Origin of the sequence: Streptomyces violaceusniger Tu 4113 (assembly GCF_000147815.2) — a bacterium.
Classification (GTDB): Bacteria; Actinomycetota; Actinomycetes; order Streptomycetales; family Streptomycetaceae; genus Streptomyces; species Streptomyces violaceusniger_A.
The window spans coordinates 6152711-6174092 of the sequence record NC_015957.1; the positions used below are offsets into that span (position 1 = coordinate 6152711).

The window sequence follows — 21382 nt, forward strand, 5'->3', positions numbered from 1 at the left end:
CAGTCCCCTCGATCCCCGGTCGGACGTTCTCGCTGCTCATGACCCATCGAGTTCCTGGTCGATGATTCCGAACATGTCGTCGAGCGAGGCCGATTCCAGGTCTCCCTCAACGTTGCTCGACCGCTCCGAACGGTGCAGGTCAGCCCACATCGAAACGATGGTCTCCATCCGCGAGGACAACTGCTCGCGCATGGTGTCGTCCTCCGCCATCACCGAAATCATGGCGGCGACCTTGTCCAGCTCCCTGAGCCGGGCCGCGACCGGGTCGGCGGTCTCCGGCGCAATCTCGGCGAGCACATGCTTCGCCAGCGCCACCGGGGTCGGATAGTCGAAGATCGCGGTCGCGGCCAGCCCGATTCCGGTGGTGGCACCCAGCCGGTTGCGCAGCTCCACCGCGGTCAGCGAGTCGAAGCCGATCTCCTGGAAGGTCCGCGCCGGATCGATCGCCGACGCGTCCGGGTGCCGCAGCACCGCGGCGACCTGCCCGCGTACCAGCTCCACTACGGTCTGGCTCCGTTCCGCGTCCGCCATCTCGGCCAGGCTCTGCCGCAGTGCCACCCCACCGTCACCGGCCTCGGCGGCCCGGCGCGGCGGGATCGGTGCCAGCGCGCTCAGCACGGGCGGCACCGTTCCGGTGGCCACCACCGCCCGCAGGTGCAGCGGGGTGGCCACGAGCGTGGCTTCGCCGCTCCGGCACGCGGCGTCGAACAGCTCGAGACCACGCTCGTCGGACAAGGGAACGGCGCCCGTGCGGGCCATGCGGGCCACATCCTCCTCCGACAGGTGTGCGGTCAGGCCGCTGCGCTGCTGCCACAGGCCCCACGCCACCGACACCGCGGCGAGTCCGTGGGCCCGCCGGTGAGTGGCCAGCGCATCGAGGAAGGCGTTGGCCGCGGCGTAGTTGCCCTGTCCGGCGCTGCCCAGCACTCCGGTGGCGGAGGAGAACAGCACGAACGCGTCCAGGTCCAGCCGACGTGTCAGCTCGTGCAGGTGCCAGGCCGCGTTCGCCTTCGGCCGTAGGACGGTGTCCACGCGTTCGGCGGTCATCGAGCCGATGACACCGTCGTCCAGCACCCCGGCGGTGTGAATGACGGCGCGCAACGCCGGAATGGTGGCAAGCAGCGCGGTCAGCTGGGCGCGATCGGCCACATCACAGGCGGCGATGCGGATTCGGGCGCCGAGGGCCTCCAGTTCTGCGGCCAGGTCCGCGGCACCGGCCGCGGTGGCACCGCCGCGGCCCGCCAACACCAGGTCAGTCGCGCCATGGGCGGTCACCAGGTGGCGTGCGACCAGACCGCCGAGGGTCCCCGTCCCGCCGGTGATCAGTACGGTGCCGGTGTCCCAGGCGGGGGCCTTCCCGTCCGGTACGGGCGCCTTGACCAGCCTGGGCACCAGTAGCGTCCCCGTCCGGATGGCCGCTTCGGGTTCCCCTGTCGCGAGCACGGCGGGCAGCACCCCGAGGTCCGAATCGTCGTGGTCGATCACGACGAGCCGGTCGGGGTTCTCCTGCTGTGCGGTGCGCAGGAGCCCTCGTACGGAGGCTGCCGCCAGATCCTCCACGTCGTCTCCGCTGGATGTGGCCACCGCGCGGCGGGTGAGCACCATCAGGCGGGTCTCGGTGAATCGCGCGTCCGCGAGCCAATCCCGCACCACCTCCAGCACTCGGCGCAGGGTGGACGAGATCGCTTCCGGGGCCGGACCGTCATCCGCCTCGGGCAGACACGGCAGGACCAGCACATCCGGCACCTGGCCGACGGAGGCGAGGTCCCGATGGCGTTGTGGCGGGACACCGGCCGCGGTCAGCGCGGCGGTCAGCCGCGGCTCGTCGTGGCCGCCCAGCAGTGCCCAGGACAGAGGCTGCGAGCCGACGGTCCCCGTGGGGAGGGGAAGCTCCTTCCAGTCCAGCCGGAACAGCGCATCGCTCCGGCTGCCACCGGCCACTTCGAGCAGCCGGCTCTCCGCCACCGGACGCATCGCCAGCGTGTCGATGGACAGCACGGGAGCCCCGGTGGTGTCCGCCATCCGAATGGCCACCGTATCCGGACCCGCCGGGCTGATCGCCACCCGGAGGGTGGTCGCACCCACCGCGTGCAGGGTCACCCCGCTCCAGGAGAAGGGCAGATGGGCCTGACCCGGCTCGCTCACGAAGGCGCCCAGGCCGATGCCCTGCAGGGCCGCGTCCAGCAACGCGGGATGCACTCCGCATCGGGCGGCGTCGCCCGCTACCTGCTCGGGCAACGCGACGTCCAGGAACACCTCGCTGTCATGGATCCATGCCGCCCGCAGACCGTGGAAGGCGGGGCCGTACTGATATCCCCGCTCGGCCATCGCCGAGTACAGCTCGGTGACGTCGACCGGCTGAGCACCGGCAGGTGGCCAGGCCGACAGGTTCGCGGGCGGATCGCCATGCTCGCCCGCGCGCAGCGTGCCGCCGGCGTGGCGTATCCAGTCGCCCTCGCGGCGGGAGAACACCGTCAGGGGGCGGTTTCCGAGGTGGTCCGGGCCTCCGACCGACACCTGGAGCTGCACGGTCTCCTGGTCGGGCACGACGAGCGGTTCGTGCAGCGTCAGCTCTTCCAGTGTGTCGCAGCCGAGCCGCGCCCCCGCCTGGAGCGCGAGCTCTACGAACGCGGTGCCCGGAAGAAGCACCATGCCCAGGACGGCATGGTCGGCCAGCCACGGCTGCCCGGCCGACGACAGCGCTCCGGTCAGCACACAGCCGTCCGCGTCCGGGAGCGGCACCGCCGCGCCCAGCAGCGGATGGTCAACGGCTCCCAGGCCCAATCCGGATGCGTCGCCGGTGCGCGTGGATGGCGTCAGCCAGAACCGCTCACGCTGGAAGGCATACGTGGGCAAGTCGACGCATCGAGCACCGCTTCCGGCGAAGACCGTCTGCCAGTTGACCTCGGCACCGTGGACGGACACCTCGGCCAGTGACGTCAGGAACCGTTCCACGCCTCCCTCGTCACGGCGGAGGGAACCGGCGGCCACGATGGGAGTGCCCATCGCGTCTGCGGTGTCCTGGATGCCGATGGTCAGCACCGGGTGCGGGCTGGCCTCGACGAACATCGTGTGACCCTGGCGTATGAGGGTCTCAACGGTTCCCTGGAACTCCACGGTCTCGCGCAGGTTCCGATACCAGTACCCGGCATCCAGCTCCGTGGTGTCCATGAGCCGTCCGGTCACCGTCGAATAGAACGGCACCTGACCACCCCGAGGCTCCACGCCCGCCAGAGCCTCCGCCAGCTCTTCCCGGATCTCCTCCACCTGCACCGAATGCGAGGCGTAATCCACCGGGATCCGCTTGGCCTCCGGGAACTCCACAAGCACCGCATCCAGGACCTCATCCGCACCGGACACCACCGTGGACGCCGGACCGTTCACCGCCGCCACCGACAACCCCGGACGGTCCCGCAGCCGGTCGGCAGGCACCGGGACCGACACCATCCCACCCCGACCCGAGAGAGCCAGCAGCGCCTTGCTGCGCAAGGCCACCACCCGCGCCCCATCCGACAGCGACAAACCACCCGCCACACACGCCGCCGCAATCTCACCTTGTGAGTGACCCACCACCGCCGACGGCAGGACACCGTACGAACGCCACAGCTCGGCCAGCGACACCATCACCGCCCACAACACCGGCTGCACCACATCCACCCGGCCCAGTGCCGCCTCATCGCCCAGCACATCGAACAGCGACCACTCAGCGAACGGAGCCAACACATCAGCACACTCACGCATCCGCCCCGCGAACACCGACGAGGACTCCATCAACTCCAACGCCATCCCGACCCACTGCGACCCCTGCCCTGGGAAGACCAACACCACCTCGCGACCGGACTGGGCAGCACCGCCCGTCTCGATGGCGTCCAGCTCGCGCAGCAGTTCCGCGCGGTTCGCGCCCACGACGACGGCCCGGTGCGACAGGGCCGCGCGGGTCGCGACCAGGGACCATCCCACATCCACGGGGTGGAGCTCGGGGTTCTGCCGCACGAACGATGCCAACCGCTGGGCCTGCGCCCGTAGCCCGGCCGCCCCAGCACCCGACAGCACCCATGGCACCACGGGCAGCCCCGCCCGGCCGGTGTCCGGCTCACCGCTCGCGTCCAGCTCCGGTACCTGTTCGAGAATCACATGGGCGTTGGTGCCGCTCACTCCGAACGCGGACACCCCGGCGCGGCGTGGTCGGCCCTGGTCAGGCCACATGGTCTGCTCGGTCAGCAGCTCGATGGCCCCGGCATTCCAGTCGACGTGCGGGGAGGGCTCATCGACGTGCAGGGTTCGTGGCAGCACCCCGTTGCTCAGGGCCAGAACCATCTTGATGAGTCCGGCGGCACCCGCGGCCGCCTGGGTGTGTCCGATGTTGGACTTCACCGAGCCCAGCAGCAGCGGCCGCTCCGGATCACGATCCTGACCGTAGGTGGCCAACAGGGCCTGCGCCTCGATCGGATCACCCAGCGTGGTGCCCGTGCCGTGCGCCTCGACCGCATCCACATCACGAGCAGCAAGCCCGGCGCTCGCCAACGCCTGCCGGATCACACGCTGCTGCGACGGGCCGTTCGGCGCCGTCAGGCCGTTGGAGGCACCGTCCTGGTTGACGGCCGATCCCCGCACCACCGCCAGCACCCGGTGGCCATTCCGCTCGGCATCGGACAGCCGCTCCAGGACGAGCACCCCGGCGCCTTCGGAGAACCCGGTGCCGTCCGCGGCGGCGGCGAATGCCTTGCACCGCCCGTCCGGTGCGAGCCCGCGCTGGCGGGAGAACTCGACCAGCAGGTCCGGTGTCGTCATCACCGCCACGCCACCCGCCAGCGCCAGTGTGCTTTCGCCCCGGCGCAGGGATTCGCAGGCCCAGTGCACGCTGACCAGCGAGGAGGAGCACGCGGTGTCCACGGTGACGGCGGGGCCCTCGAGTCCGAGGGTGTAGGCCACGCGGCCGGAGATCACGGAGGTGGAGTTCCCGGTGAGCAGGTACCCTTCGGAGCCGTCCGGAGTGGCGGCCTGGCCCGCGCCGTACGTCGTCGAAGCGGCGCCCGCGAACACCCCGGTGCGGGTGCCCTTCAGGGCGAGGGGATCGATACCGGCGCGTTCGAAGGCTTCCCAGCACGCCTCGAGCCACAGCCGTTGCTGGGGATCGGCGGCCAGCGCCTCTCGGGGGGAGATGGTGAAGAATCCCGCGTCGAAGTCCGCCGCGTTCTGAAGGAAGCCGCCGGTCCTGGCGTATGTCGTGCCGGGTCGGCTCCGGTCCTGGTCGTAGAGCGCGTCAAGGTCCCAGCCGCGGTCGGTCGGGAGCTCGGATATCGCGTCCGCGCCGTTCTCCAGCAGCCGCCACAGCGACTCCGGGGAGTCGACACCGCCCGGGAGCCGACAGCTCATGCCGACGATGGCGATCGGTTCGTCCGCCGGGTGCGCAACCACGGGTGCCGGTACGGACACCGACACATCAGTGGAGCCGAACAGCTCAATGTCGAGATGGCGGGCGAGCGCGGCCGGAGTGGGATGGTCGAAGATCAAGGTGGCCTGCAACCGCCGCCCGGTCGCCGTGCGCAGCCTGTTGCGCAGTTCCACGGCAGAGAGCGAGTCGAAGCCGAGTTCCTTGAACGGCCGTTGCGGGGTCACCGATTCCGGACCGCCGTGGCCGAGCACGGCCGCCGACTGTCGGCGGACCAGGTCGAGCAGAGCGCCGAGGCGTTCGTCCTCCGCCAGCCCCGCGAGACCGTCGTACCCACCGTTGTCCACCGCGTCGGCCGGGCCCGGAAGGGCGCGGGCGAGGGAAGCTGCGAGCGGAGCGCGTACGAGGCCGCGCAGCAGGGCGGGCACCGGTTCAGCGGCCGGTGAGGACGGTTCGTACCGCATCGGCACCAGCAGGGTGTCGCCGGTCGCCCGGGCGGCGTCGAAGAGGGCCAGCCCCTCATCAGTGGACAGCGGGCGGACGCCGGACCGGGCGAGCCGGTCGGAGGTCAGGTGTTCGGTCAGCCCGCTGCGCTGCTCCCAGAAGCCCCAGGCCAGAGAGGTCGCGGGCAGTCCCTGTGCCCGGCGGCGCGCGGCCAGCGCGTCCAGGAAGGCGTTGGCCGCCGCGTAATTGCCCTGTCCGGGGCCACCGAGCACCCCGGCCGCGGACGAGAACAACACGAACTCGGCCAGGTCCCGGTCCCGGGTCAGTTCGTGCAGATGCCATGCGGCGTCCGCCTTGGGGCGCAGCACCGTCCGCAGCCGCTCCGGGGTGAGCGACCCGATCACGGCGTCGTCGAGGACACCGGCCGTGTGCACCACGCCCCGCAGATTCGGTAGCGAGTCGACCAACGCGGCGGTGGCGTCCCGGTCCGACACATCGCATGCGGCCACGCGTACGCGCGCCCCGGCGGCCTCCAGCTCGGCGACCAGCTCCGCCACGTCCGGAGCGGTGTTCCCCCGACGGCCGGCCAGCACCAGCTCCGTCACTCCGTGCTCGCGCACCAGATGGCGAGCCACCAGCCCGCCCAGAGTCCCGGTGCCGCCGGTGATCAGTACGGTGCCGCCGGAGAGCGGTCGCGGGATGGTGAGGGCCAGCTTGCCGATGTGCCGCGCCTGGGAGAGATGGCGGAAGGCGTCATCGGCCTGACGTACGTCCTGGATCCGCAGCGGCAGCGGGGTGAACACGCCCTGGTGGAACAGGGAGAGCAGTTCGGTGAGTAGTCGGTGGATCCGGTCGGGGCCGGCGTCGAGGAGTTCAAAGGCCCGGTACGACACGCCGTGGCGCGCCATCACTTCCTCGGCGTCGCGGAGATCGGTCCTGCCCATCTCGATCAGCCGCCCGCCGGGGCGCAGCAGTCCGAGTGAGCAGTCGAGGAGTTCGCCGGTCAGCGAATTGAGTACGACATCCAACCCGTCCGGTGCGCCCGCGCGGAAGCGTTCCGCGAACTCCGTCGAGCGGGAGGACGCGATCCGCTGCGGGGCGACACCGCATTCGCGCACCGCATCCCATTTGGCCGGGCTCGCGGTGGCGAACACCTCGGCGCCCAGCCACTGGGCCACCTGCACTGCCGCCATCCCGACGCCACCGGCCGCCGCGTGCACCAGCACCGACTCGCCGCTGCGCACATCGGCCAGGTCGACCAACGCGTACATCGCGGTGAGGAAGGCGATCGGGGTGGCGGCGGCCTGCGGGAAGGACCAGCCGGCCGGGATCGGGGCCACCAGCCGGTGATCGGTGATCGCCACCGGTCCGAAGGCTCCGGAGAACAGACCCATCACCCGGTCTCCGGGTGCCATTCCGGCTACTCCGGAGCCGATCTCCAGCACCGTTCCGGCGCCTTCGCTGCCCAGCAGACCGGCCTTGTCCGGGTACATCCCCAAGGCCAGGAGGACGTCACGGAAGTTGACCCCGGCCGCGTGCACGGCCACCCGGACCTCGCCCGCTCCCAGTGGCCTGGACACCTCCGCGCAGGGCGCGAGGACAAGCTGCTCCAATGTGCCCTCGCCGGCGGCCGCCAGCCGCCAGGTGTCCGTTTCCGCCGGGATCGGCAACGCCGGCGAGGTGGCCCGTACCAGCCTGGGCACCAGCGCCTTCCCGGCCCGGATGGCCACCTGCGGTTCGTCGGTGGTGAGCAATGCCGGGAGCGCGGACCATGTGGACGGATCCTCGTCCGCCGTGTCCACGAGCACGAAACGGCCGGGGTTCTCGGTCTGCGCGGTACGTATGAGGCCCCAGACCGCGGCAGCGGCGAGGCTCTCCGGATTCTCACCGGCCATGGTCGCGACCGCGCCCCGCGTCATCACGACGAGGCGGGCGTCCCCGAACCGGTCGTCCGCCAGCCACGCCTGCGCGACCTCGAGGACGCGGCTGCTGAGCGCGTACACGCCCTCCGGGCTCTCCTCGGCGGGAGAAAGCCTGAACACCACCGCCCCGGCTTCCGGCTGGACCGCCGCCGGTTCGGCCAGTTGGGCCGCGGACTCGATGACGGGGAAGTCCTCTTCAGCCGAGGCGTCGGGCGAGCCGGGCAGGGTGAGTTCGGTCCAGTCGACCCGGAACAGCGAATCGTGGTGGGCATCGCCGAGCCCGCCCTCGGATACCGGGCGCAGGACCAGAGACTCGGCCGACAGCACCGGTGCCCCCGTGCCGTCCATGGCCAGGAGCGAGATGGCGTCCGGGCCGGCCGGTGACAGTGCGACCCGCAAGGTGGTGGCACCGACAGCGTGCAGGGTGACGCCGGTCCAGGCGAACGGAAGGTGCGGTCGGCCTGGTTCGGTCACGAACGCGCCCAGTCCGGCGCCGTGCAGGGCGGCGTCCAGCAGGGCGGGATGAACACCGAAGCGGCCCGCGTCGCGCGCGGCCATCTCGTCCAAGGCCACCTCGGCGAACACCTCGTCGCCGCGCCGCCATGCGGTATGCAGCCCCTGGAAGACGGGCCCGTACGCGTAACCGCGGGCGCTCATCTCGGCGTAGACATCGGTGAGGTCGACCCGTGTGGCGCCCTCCGGCGGCCACACCGTCCGGTCCACGGTGGCCGTGTCGCCACCGGGGCTGACGCTGCCGGTGGCGTGCCGTATCCAGGCCCGGTCCCGGCCCGGCCTGGAGTACACCGCGACCGACCGGCGACCGCTCTCGTCCGGTCCGCCGACCGCCACCTGGGTCTGTACGTCTCCGTGTGCGGGCAGCACGAGCGGCGCCTGCAGGGTCAGCTCGTCCAGCGTGCGACAGTCCACGTGCAGCCCCGCTTGCACGGCCAGTTCAACGAATCCGGTGCCCGGCAGCAACACCTTGCCCAGCACGGCGTGATCGCGCAGCCAGGGGTGGGTGGCCGTGGAGAGCGAGCCGGTCAGCACACAGCCGCCGGATTCGGGAAGTGGCAACACCGCGCTCAGCAAGGGGTGATCGAGACCGACGAGGCCCGCGCCTCCGACATCGCTCGCGCCGCGCACCGGATCCAGCCAGAACCACTCATGCTGGAATGCATAGGTCGGCAGATCGACCCTCCGCGCCCCGGCCTCGGCGAACAGCGGCTGCCAGTCCACCGGCACACCCTCGGTGAACAGCCGACCGACGGTGCTGAGGAAGGAGACCAGGCCACCGTCGTCGCGGCGCAGCGATCCGGTGGTGATGATGGGGGTGTCGGTGGCGTCGGCGGTGTCGTGGATGCCGACGGTCAGCACCGGATGCGGGCTGGCCTCCACGAACGCCGTATGTCCGAGCTCCAGCAGTCCCTCGATCGTGGACTGGAACTCCACGGTCTCGCGCAGGTTCCGGTACCAGTACCCGGCGTCCAGCTCCGCGGTGTCCATGAGCCGCCCGGTCACCGTCGAATAGAACGGAACCTGCCCGCCCCGCGGCTCCACACCCGCCAGAGCCTCCGCCAGCTCTTCCCGGATCTCCTCCACCTGCACCGAATGCGACGCGTAATCCACCGGAATCCGCTTGGCCTCTGGAAACTCCGCGAGCACCGCGTCCAGCACCTCGACAGCACCGGACACCACTGTGGACGCCGGACCATTCACCGCCGCCACCGACAACCCCGGACGGTCCCGCAGCCGGTCGGCAGGCACCGGGACCGACACCATCCCACCCCGACCCGACAAGACCAGCAACGCCTTGCTCCGCAGCACCACCACCCGCGCCCCATCCACCAGCGACAGACCACCCGCCACACACGCCGCCGCGATCTCACCCTGCGAATGACCCACCACCGCCGACGGCACCACACCAAACGAACGCCACAACTCCGCCAACGACACCATCACCGCCCACAACACCGGCTGCACCACATCGACACGAGCCAGCGCCCGCTCATCCGCCAACACATCCGAAAGCGACCACTCCACCAACGGAGCCAACGCATCGGCGCATTCGCCCATCCGCCGCGCGAACACCGGCGAGGACTCCATCAGCTCCAACGCCATCCCGGCCCACTGCGACCCCTGCCCCGGGAAGACGAACACCACTCCGGAGTGCGTTCGGGCCTCGCCGATCGCGGAGCTGCCATTGGCCACGGCCGCCAGCTCACGGAGGAGGTCATCGCGGTCAGCGCCGACGACCACGGCACGGTGTGGCAGGGCGGCGCGGGTCGACGTCAGCGACCAGCCGACATCCACCGGACTCAGGTCCGGCCGGTCGCCGACAAAGGCCATGAGGCGCTCTGCTTGTGCGCGGACACCGGACTCGCCGGCACCCGACACTACCCACGGCACGACCCCAGAGTCGTCGCGTTCCGGCGAGAGCTCGGGCTCGGCGACCGGCTCGGCGACCGGCTCGGCGACCGGCTCGGGGGCCTGCTCCAGAATCACATGCGCGTTCGTGCCGCTCACTCCGAAGGCGGACACTCCGGCGCGGCGGGGCCGTGCGGTCTCCGGCCATGCCGTCCGCGCGCTCAGGAGTTCCACCGCGCCGGTGGACCAGTCCACATGGGGCGTCGGCTCATCGATATGGAGGCTCTGCGGCAGCACGCCGTGGCGCATCGCCATCACCATCTTGATCACACCGGCCACACCGGCCGCCGCCTGCGTATGACCGATGTTCGACTTGATCGACCCCAGGAGCACCGGCCGCTCCGGATCCCGGCCCTGACCGTAGGTGGCCAACAGGGCCTGCGCCTCGATCGGATCGCCCAGCGTCGTCCCCGTACCGTGAGCCTCCACCGCGTCCACATCCACCGTGGACAAACCGGCGTTCGCCAACGCCTGCCGGATCACCCGCTGCTGCGACGGACCATTCGGCGCCGTCAACCCATTCGACGCACCGTCCTGATTCACCGCCGAACCCCGCACCACCGCAAGGATGGGATGCCCATGGCGTTCGGCATCGGACAGCCGCTCCACCACCAGCATTCCGGCACCCTCACCCCAGCCGGTGCCGTCCGCCGCCGCCGCGAACGCCTTGCAGCGTCCATCGGCCGCCAGCGCACGCTGGCGGGAGAATTCCACGAAGATACCGGCGGTCGTCATGACGCTCGCGCCACCCGCCAGGGCCAGCGAGCACTCTCCGGACCGCAGGGCCCGTACCGCCAGGTGCAAGGCCACCAGCGCCGACGAACACGCCGTATCCACGGTCAGCGCGGGGCCTTCGAGACCGAGGACGTAGGAGACCCGGCCGGACATGACCGATGCCGAGTTGCCCGTGCCCACCCGGCCCTCGAAGTCGCCCGTCTCGTCCGCCTTCAGCAGGGCCGCGTAGTCCTGGCCGTTCGTTCCCGTGAACACGCCGGTCTCGCTGCCCCGCAGCGCCGTGGGGTCGATGCCTGCCCGCTCCAGCGCCTCCCACGACACCTCGAGCAGCAGCCGCTGTTGCGGGTCCATCGCCACCGCTTCACGCGGGGAGATCCCGAAGAATCCGGCATCGAACTCACCGGCTCCGGCGACGAACGCGGCCGCTCGGGTGGAGGAGGTGCCCCGGTGGTCGGGGTCCGGATGGAACAGGTTCGCGGTGTCCCAGCCCCGGTTCTCGGGGAACGGGCCGATGGCGTCGGAGCCGTCGGCGAGCAGGCGCCACAGATCCTCGGGAGACATGACGTCCCCCGGGAAGCGGCAGCTCATCCCCACGATCGCGATGGGCTCGTCGTCCACCGCGCCGACCGCCTGGACCGGGACGGCCGGGGCCGAGCGGTCCTGGCCACCGTCCAGCAGTTCGCCGCGGAGGTACTCCGCCATCGCCAGCGGGGTGGGCTGGTCATACGTCAGGGTGGCCGGCAGCCGGAGGCCGGTGGCCCGGTTGAGCCGGTTGCGCAGTTCGACCGCGGTGACCGAGTCGAAGCCGCTCTCCTGGAAGGCCCGGCCGGGGTCGATCGCGTCCGGGCCGGTGTGCCCGAGTACGACCGCGACATGACGCCGTACGAGATCCAGCACCGCGCGACCCCGGTCGGCGTCGGCCATCCCGGCGATCCGCTCCGCGAATTCCGAGCGCTCGTGGCCCGGCTCGGCGCTCTCCTGACCGACGCCGGCGTCGATCAGCGCCCGCGCCTCGGGGAGTTCGGACAGCAGCGGGCTGGGGCGGGTCGCGGTGAAGGCGACATAGTGCCGGTCCCAGTCGATCTCGGCGACCGTGACGACGGTGTCGTCCTGCTCGACGGCGCGTGCCATGGCCGCGACCGCCATCTCCGGCGCCATCTCCGGTACGCCGTGGCGGCGGGCCACCTCGCCGACCCCGCCCTCGCCCATGCCGTCACCGGCCCACAGACCCCAGGCGATGGAGGTGGCGACCAGGCCCTCGGCCCGGCGCTGCTCGGCCAGCGTGTCGACGAAGACGTGGCCGGGTGCGTAGTTGCCCTGTCCGGGTGCGCCCAGCGTGCCCGAAAGCGAGGAGAAGAGGACGAAGGCGGACAGGTCCATGTCGCGGGTCAGTTCGTGCAGATGCACCGCGCCGTCGGTCTTGACGCGCAGCACTCGTTGCAGTTGCTCGGTGGTGAGCGAGTTCAGGGTGCCGTCATCGAGCACCGCCGCGGTGTGCACCACCGCGGTCAGCGGTCCGACGTCGGCCAGCAACGCGGCCAGGGCTTCCCGGTCCCCGACGTCACACGCCGCCACCGTCACCCGGGCGCCGAGCGCCTCCAGTTCTCCGGCCAGCCGCTCGGCGCCCGGCGCGGCCATGCCCCGGCGACTGGTCAGCACCACATGTTCGGCACCCCGGCCGGCCAGCCACCGGGCGACATGGCCACCCAACGCTCCGGTGCCGCCGGTGACCAGTACGGTGCCGCGAGGTTTCCAGGCCCCGCCGCGTTCGCGGGCCGGCGCATGCGCCAGCCTCCGGCCGAAGAGCCCACTCGGGCGGATCGCCACCTGATCCTCGCCCGAGGTGCCGGTCAGCACACCGGCCAGGTAGTCCTGAGTACGCGGGTCCACGCCCTCCGGCAGGTCGATCAAACCGCCCCAGCGGAGCGGCTGTTCCAGGGCGATCACCTTGCCGAGACCCCACGTCAGGGCCTGCTTTCGGCGGACGGTCAGGTCTCCTTCGCCACCGGTATTGGCATCGCCACCGACGCCGTAGCCGTCGCCGTGGCCGAGCGAGACGCCACGCTGGGTGAGGCACCACATCGGCGCCTCCAGACCGGCGTCTCCGAGCGCCTGCGTAAGCAACAGCGTCATCGCGTATCCCTGGGGGACCGAGGGGTACGCGGAGTGCGGGCTTTCGTCCAACGCGGTCAGCGACACCACACCGCTGATCCGGGGGCTGTCGGCCAGGACGGCGGCCAGCCGGTCGGCCAGCGTGGCACGGTCCAGTTCGGGCTCGCCGAGAACGACCATGAGGGGCTCGGCACCGTGCCGGATCAGCGCACCGGTCACCCCGGCGACCCACTCGTGCTCGGCCTCCGCATGGGAGACCACCACGAGCCAGGTGCCGGTCGGCGACGTGGCGGGCGCGGTGAGCGGCTTCCAGCGGATCTTGTACCGCCATGAGTCGATCGTGGAGACGTCACGGCGTTCGCGCCGCCACTGGGACAGGGCGGGCACCACTTCGCGCAGCGACTGCCCGTCGACGCGCAGCGCCCCGGCGAGCGACTCGAGGTCCTCACGCTCGACGGTGTCCCAGAAGTCGGTGTCGACCGTGCCGGTGGAGGGCTCGGGCGGCGTGGCGTCCAGCCAGTAGCGCGCCCGCTGGAAGGCGTACGTCGGCAGGTCCACCCGGCGGGCGCCGGGGAACAGCGGCCGCCAGTCGACCTCGACGCCATGTGCGTACGCCTCGGCCAACGCGCTGAGGAAGCGGACGAGGCCACCGTCGTCCCGGCGCAGTGAGGCCAGTACGAGTCCGCTGCTCGCGCCCGCGTCGTCGAGCGTTTCGCGCAGGCCCGTCGCCAGGACCGGGTGGGGGCTGATCTCGATGAACGTGTGCTGGCCACCCTCCAGCGCCGCACGGGTGACCTGCTCGAGCTCCACGGTTTCGCGCAGATTGCGATACCAGTAGTCCGCGTCCAATTGCGCGGTGTCGATGGGCCGCCCGGTCACCGTGGAGTGGAAGGGGGTCGTTCCGGTGCGCGGCTCGATGGACGCCAGCGCCTTCAGCAGTTCATCACGGATCCCGTCGATCTGGGGCGAGTGGGAGGCGTAGTCCACCGGGATCCGCTTGGCCTCCGGGAACTCCGCGAGCACCGCGTCCAGCACCTCATCCGCGCCGGACACCACCGTCGTCGCCGGGCCGTTCACCGCTGCCACCGACAACCCCGGGCGGTCCCGCAACTGGTCGGCGGGCATCGGGACGGACACCATTCCGCCGCAGCCCGACAAGGCGAGCAGCGCCTTGCTGCGCAGCACCACCACCCGCGCCCCATCCGCCAGCGACAGACCACCCGCCACACACGCCGCCGCGATCTCACCCTGCGAATGACCCACCACCGCCGACGGCACCACACCAAACGAACGCCACAACTCGGCCAACGACACCATCACCGCCCACAACACCGGCTGCACCACGTCGACACGAGCCAGCGCCCGCTCATCCGCCAAGACATCCGACAGCGACCACTCCACCAACGGAGCCAACGCATCGGCGCACTCGCCCATCCGCCGCGCGAACACCGGAGAGGACTCCATCAGCTCCAACGCCATCCCGGCCCACTGCGACCCCTGCCCCGGGAAGACGAACACCACCGAGCGTCCCGGCTCGGCCGCATCCGCTGCCTCCACCACGCCCGGTGCCGGTTCGTCCTGTGCCAGGGCCGTCAGCCCGGCCAGCAGTGCGGTGTGATCGCCGCCGAGCACCACCGCCCGATGTTCCAGCATCGCGCGGCTGGTGAACAGCGAGAAGCCGATGTCCGCCACGCTCCCGTCGGGGTGGCTCATCAGGTGTGCGCGCAGTCGTTCCGCCTGTGCCCGAATGGCGCGCCGGTCCCGGCCCGAGATGATCCACGGGACCGCCGCGCCTGGTTCGGCGTCGTCGGGCCGCTCCACGGGCGTCGGCATCGGCGCCTGTTCGATAATCAGGTGTGCGTTCGTTCCGCTGATGCCGAACGAGGACACTCCGGCGCGGCGGGGCCGTCCGGCCTCGGGCCACGCCGTCTGCTCGCCCAGGAGCCGGACCGCGCCGATGGACCAGTCCACATGGGGAGTGGGCTCATCGATGTGGAGGCTCTGCGGCAGCACACCGTGGCGCATCGCCATCACCATCTTGATCACACCGGCCACACCCGCCGCCGCCTGCGTATGACCAATGTTCGACTTCACCGAACCCAACCACAACGGCCGCTCCGGATCCCGATCCTGACCGTACGTGGCCAACAGCGCCTGCGCCTCAATCGGATCACCCAGCGTCGTCCCCGTACCGTGCGCCTCCACCGCATCAACATCCACCGCCGACAAACGGGCATTCGCCAACGCCTGCCGGATCACCCGCTGCTGCGACGGACCATTCGGCGCAGTCAACCCATTCGACGCGCCGTCCTGATTCACCGCCGACCCCCGCACCACCGCCAGGATGGGGTGCCCGTTGCGCCGCGCGTCCGACAGCCGTTCCACCAGCAGCATGCCGATGCCTTCTGCGAAGCCGGTGCCGTCCGCCGCTCCCGCGAACGCCTTGCAGGTGCCGTCCGGTGCGAGGCCGCGCTGACGGGAGAATTCCACGAAGACGGTGGGGGTGGACATCACCGTCACGCCACCGGCCAGCGCGAGCGAGCATTCACCGAGGCGCAGCGCCTGTATGGCGAGGTGCAGTGCCACCAGCGACGACGAGCAGGCGGTGTCCACGGTGACCGCCGGGCCCTCGAGCCCGAAGGTGTAGGCCACGCGACCCGAGGCGACACCGGCCGCCGCACCCGTGCCCAGATATCCCTCGACGCCATCCGGAGTGGTCGACAGGCGGGTGAGGTAGTCGTGGTGCATCACGCCGGTGAACACGCCGATCCGCTCACCCTTGACGGAGGTGGCGGGGATACCCGCGCGCTCGAATACCTCCCATGATGTCTCCAGGAGCAGCCGCTGCTGCGGGTCCATGGCCGCGGCCTCGCGCGGCGAGATCCCGAAGAACCCGGCGTCGAACTCGGCCGCGTCGTAGACGAATCCACCACTGCGGGCGTACGACGTACCGGGGCGATCCGGGTCCGGATCGTAGAGACCGTCCAGGTCCCAGCCGCGGTCGGTCGGCAGGACCGATATCGCGTCGCCGCCCGAGCGCACCAGGTCCCACAGCGCTTCCGGTGAAGCGATCCCGCCGGGGTAGCGGCAGCTCATTCCGACGATCACGATCGGATCGTCGGCGACGAGCGAGCCCCCGGCCGGTGTGACGGCGGTGCCGCTGTCCGTGCCGAGGACTTCGGCCAGCAGATGCTCGGCGAGCGCACGCGGTGTCGGATAGTCGAACACGGCGGTGGCGGGCAGCCGTACGCCGGTGGCCGCACTGATCCGGTTGCGCAGTTCCACCGCGGTCAGCGAGTCGAAGCCGATTTCCTGGAAGGTCCGCGCGGTGTCGACCGATTCCGTGGACGCGTGGCGCAGTACGGCCGCTATGTGATTGCGCACGAGGTCGAGTACGGCCTGATCCCACTCGGCGCGGTCCATGGCGGCCAGCCGGTGTCCGAGCGCGGAGGCCGAGTCAGGGGCGTCGACTGCCTGGGCAGCGCGCCGGATCCGCGGGCGGACCAGGTCGCGCAGGACGGCGGGCAGGTTGTCGGTGCCCGCCCATGCCTGGGGGTCCAGCGGTGCGGCCAGCACCATCGCCTCATCGGCGACGAGCGCCGCGTCGAACAGTTCCAGTGCCTGAGAGGTGGGCATCGGCACCGCGTGGGAACGCGCCAGATCGTCGACCGACAGGTGCTCGGTCTGCTCGCTGCGTTCTTCCCAGAACCCCCACGCGATCGACACCCCCGGCAACCCCTGTGCCCGCCGATGAGCAGCCAACGCATCCAGGAACCCATTCGCCGCCGCATAACTCCCCTGACCCGCATTCCCCAACACACCCGCCGCCGACGAGAACAACACAAACGCCGACAGATCCAACCCACACGTCAACTCATGCAAATACCAAGCCCCCAACGCCTTCGGCCCCAACACCCCAACCAACCGCCCCCCATCCAAAGAACCAACCACCCCGTCATCCACCACACCCGCCGCATGCACCACCACACTCAACCCCTCAACCGACCCCACCAACTCCGCCACCGCACCCCGATCCCCCACATCACACGCCACCACCCGAACCCGCGCACCCAACCCCTCCAACTCCCCAACCAAACCCCCAACACCCGGCGCACCCCGCCCCCGACGACCCACCAACACCACCTCACCCACCCCATACACCGACACCAAATGACGCGCCACCAAACCACCCAACAACCCCGTCCCACCCGTCACCAACGCCACACCACCCAACACAGCGCCACCGCTCACAACCCCACCACCCACACCCACCAAACGCGGCACCCACACCCGACCCCCACGCACCGCAACCTCCGACTCCCCCAGCCCCACCACATCCGGAACCACACCCACACCCCCAACCCCACCAACACCCACACCCTCACCCTCACCCTCGCCCTCACCCACATCCACCAGCACAAACCGACCCGGATGCTCCGACTGCGCCGACCGCACCAACCCCCACACCGCACCACCACCCACATCCACCACACCCTCCCCACCCACAGACACCGCACCCCGCGTCACCACCACCAACCGCGAACCCCCAAACCGCTCATCCCCCACCCACAACCGCAAAACCTCCAACACACCCACCACATCAACCCCCGACAACACCACACACCCCGGCACCACCCCACCCAAAGCAACCTCACCCCACTCCACAAACGACCCCACCCCACACACACCCACATCCACCCACTCCACCCGATACAACGCATCGGTCCTGTTCCCCCGCCCGTCGTTCAACTGCTGGGCGGAGACCGGCCGCAGAGCCAGTGAGCGTGCCGACAGGACGGGCGCACCGGTGACGTCCGTGGCCCGGAGGGCGATCGCGTCGCGGCCGGCCGGGGTCAGGGTGACGCGCAGGACCGTCGCACCGACCGCGTGCAACGTGACGCCACTCCAGGAGAACGGCACATAAGCCTGGCCGTCGTCGGTGACGAAGTCGCCGAATCGCACCCCGTGGAGCGCGGCATCGAGCAGTGCCGGATGTATCGCGCAGCGAGCCGCATCACCTCTCGCCTCCTCCGGTACCACCGCCTCGACGAAGACCTCGTCTCCCCGCCGCCAGGCATCCCGCAACCCCCGGAACACCGGCCCATACGCATACCCCCGCTCCGCCAACGCCGCATAAACCCCCTCCACCCCAACCCGCTCCGCACCCACCGGCGGCCACACCTCCACACCCGACACCTCACCATCCGCCACCCCCAACACACCCACCGCATGCCGGACCCACTCACCCTCCCGACACGAAAACACCGACACCGACCGACGACCACCCTCACCGGCACCGCCCACCGAAACCTGAACCTCGACCTCACCCCGCTCCGGAAGCACCAACGGCCCCTCCAACGTCAACTCCTCAACCACCCCACACCCCAGACCCAACCCCGCCTGCAACACCAACTCCACAAACCCCGTCCCCGGCAGCAACACCACACCGGAGAGGGCGTGATCAGCCAGCCAGGAGTGGGTGGCCAGGGACAGCCGACCGGTGAGCAGGCAGCCGCCGGACTCGGGCAGCGCGACCGTGGCCCCGAGGAGGGGGTGGTCGAGCGCGCCCAGTCCCAGCGCGGAGGCGTCACCGTGGCCGGGCCTGGGCGTCAGCCAGTAACGCTCCCGCTGGAACGGGTAGGTCGGCAGTTCCACCCGTCGCGCCTCGCCGAAGGCCGCGGGCCAGTCCACCCGTATGCCGTGCACCTGCAGCCGCGCCATGGCCGAGAAGAACTGGGCGAGCCCGCCCTGGCCACGGCGCAGCGAGCCGGTGACCACCACGGACTCGCCGGAGGCGTCCGCCGTGTCCTGGATGCCCATGGTCAGGGCGGGGTGGGTGCTCGATTCCACGAAGACGCGGTGGCCGTCGGAGAACAGCGCCTGGAGCGCGCCCAGGAAGTCGATGGGCTTGCGGGCGTTCCAGAACCAGTAATCCGCGTCGAGTTCGGTGGTGTCCAAGAGTCCGCCGGTCACCGTGGAGTAGAACGGCACGGTGGACTGGCGGGGCGCCACGTCGGCCAGCAGGTCGAGCAGTCGTTCGCGCAGCGGTTCCACCTGAGGGCCGTGCGACGCCACGGTGGCCGGCACGATACGGGCGCGTACGCCGTCCGTCTCGCATGCGGCCACGAACTCCTGGAGACTTTGCGGGTCGCCCGCCACCGTGGCCGCCGCGGGCCCGTTCACCCCGGCCACCGCGAGGCGTTCGCCCCACGGCTCGATCCGGGTGGCCAGTTGTTCCGCCGGCAGGGCGACCGAGGCGATCGCGCCGTTGCCCACCAGCGTTTCGGCGAAAAGGCGGCTGCGCAACACCACCACCTTGGCCGCGTCCTCCAGCGACAGCGCCCCGGCCACGCAGGCGGCCGCGATCTCGCCCTGGGAGTGGCCGACCACGGCGGAGGGGGTGACCCCGTAGGAGGACCACAGCTCGGCGAGGGACACCATCACGGTGAACAGAACCGGCTGGACGACCTCGATGAGGTCGAGCGAGGGCGCACCGGGCGCGGATCGCACCACGTCCTCGATGGACCAGTCGAGATGCGTCTCCAGTGCACGGGCGCACTGGGCGAACGGGCGGGCGAAGGCCGGGGAGGAGTCCAGCAGTTCCACGGCCATACCGGCCCACTGCGAGCCCTGTCCCGGAAAGACGAACACCACGCCGGTGTCGGGACCGGCCGCTCCCTCCACCACGTTCGGGGCCGGCTCTCCGGCGGCCACCGCGGCAAGACCGTTGAGCAGTTCCCGCGGGGTGGATCCGATCACCACCGCGCGGTGTGACAGCGCCGAGCGGGTGGTGGCAAGGGTCCACCCGAGGTCGGTGGGGTCCGCTTCCGTGGCCACGGTGGCGAGCCGGGCCGCGAACGCGCGCAGACCGGCCTCGCCCTGGCCCGAGAGCACCCAGGGCACCGCCACCGGTTCGGTCCGGGGCGGATCAGTGAGCTCGGCTTCCGGCGCCTGCTCCAGGATCGCGTGGGCGTTGGTGCCGCTCACGCCGAAGGCGGAGACTCCCGCCCTGCGCGGCCGGTCGTTCTCCGGCCAGGGAGTGCGCTCCGTGAGCAGGCGCACCGCTCCGGCGGACCAGTCCACATGCGGGGTCGGCTCGTCCACGTGCAGGGTGCGCGGCAGCACACCGTGGCGCATGGCGAGCACCATCTTGATGACCCCGGCGACGCCCGCGGCGGCCTGGGTGTGGCCCAGGTTCGACTTGACCGATCCGAGCCACAACGGCAGGTCCCGATCCTGACCGTAGGTGTCCAGCAGGGCCTGTGCCTCGATGGGGTCCCCGAGCCTGGTGCCGGTGCCGTGCGCCTCCACCACGTCGACATCGCCCGTGGACAACTGGGCGTCGGACAGTGCCGCGCGGATGACCCGGCGCTGGGAGGGCCCGTTGGGAGCGGTCAGCCCGTTCGACGCGCCGTCCTGGTTGGCGGCGGTACCACGTACCACCGCCAGCACCGGGTGGCCGTGCCGTTCAGCGTCGGACAGCCGCTCCACCAGCAGCATCCCGGCGCCCTCACCCCAGCCGGTGCCGTCCGCGCCAGCGGCGAACGCCTTGGACCGGCCGTCCGGCGCCAGCCCGCCCTGCTTGGACAGCTCGACGAAGGTGTTCGTCGTCGTCATCACCGTGACGCCGCCCGCCAGCGCGAGCTCGCACTCCCCGTTGCGCAGCGCCCGGACGGCCAGATGCAGGGCGATCAGAGAGGACGAGCAGGCGGTGTCCACGGTGACCGTCGGTCCTTCGAGACCGAAGGCGTAGGCCACCCGTCCCGAGAGGACGCTCGCCGCGCTGCCGGTGCCGAGGTGCCCTTGCACATCGTCCCGCGCCGCGCTGAGCAGCGTCGCGTAGTCCTGGCCGTTGGTGCCGATGAACACTCCGGTCAGGCTGCCCCGCACGGCGTCGCGGTTGACGCCGGCCCCTTCGAACGCTTCCCAGGAAGTCTCCAGCATCAACCGCTGCTGCGGGTCCATCGCGATGGCCTCCCGGGGGGATATCCCGAAGAGCGCCGCGTCGAAATCGGCGATGCCGTGGAGGAATCCGCCGTAGCGGGTGACCGACTTCCCGGCCCCGCCCTCGGGGTCGTAGAGACCTTCCGTGTCCCAGCCACGGTCGACCGGGAATTCCGACACCGCGTCGCCACCGTCGCGCACCAGGTCCCACAACGCTTCCGGCGTTGCGATGCCACCGGGGAAACGGCAGCTCATGCCGATGATCGCAATGGGTTCGTGGCTCTTCGCCTCGATGTCCTGCAGGCGCTGGCGGGTCTGCCGCAGATCCTTCGTGACCTCTTTGAGGTAATGACGAAGTTTCTCTTCATTCTCCACAGGACAGCCCTCTCAACGCGGTGCTGGACTCACT

At 70.8% G+C, this 21382-nt stretch carries 1 protein-coding gene; it reads right to left on the reverse strand.

Going from position 1 to position 21382, the window contains the following annotated elements; translation table 11 throughout:
• Window positions 1–36 precede the first annotated feature (36 nt).
• Entirely contained in the window at window positions 37–21348 is a 21312-nt protein-coding gene (locus STRVI_RS54775; protein WP_014058438.1) for a type I polyketide synthase, read from the reverse strand.
• Window positions 21349–21382 lie beyond the last annotated feature (34 nt).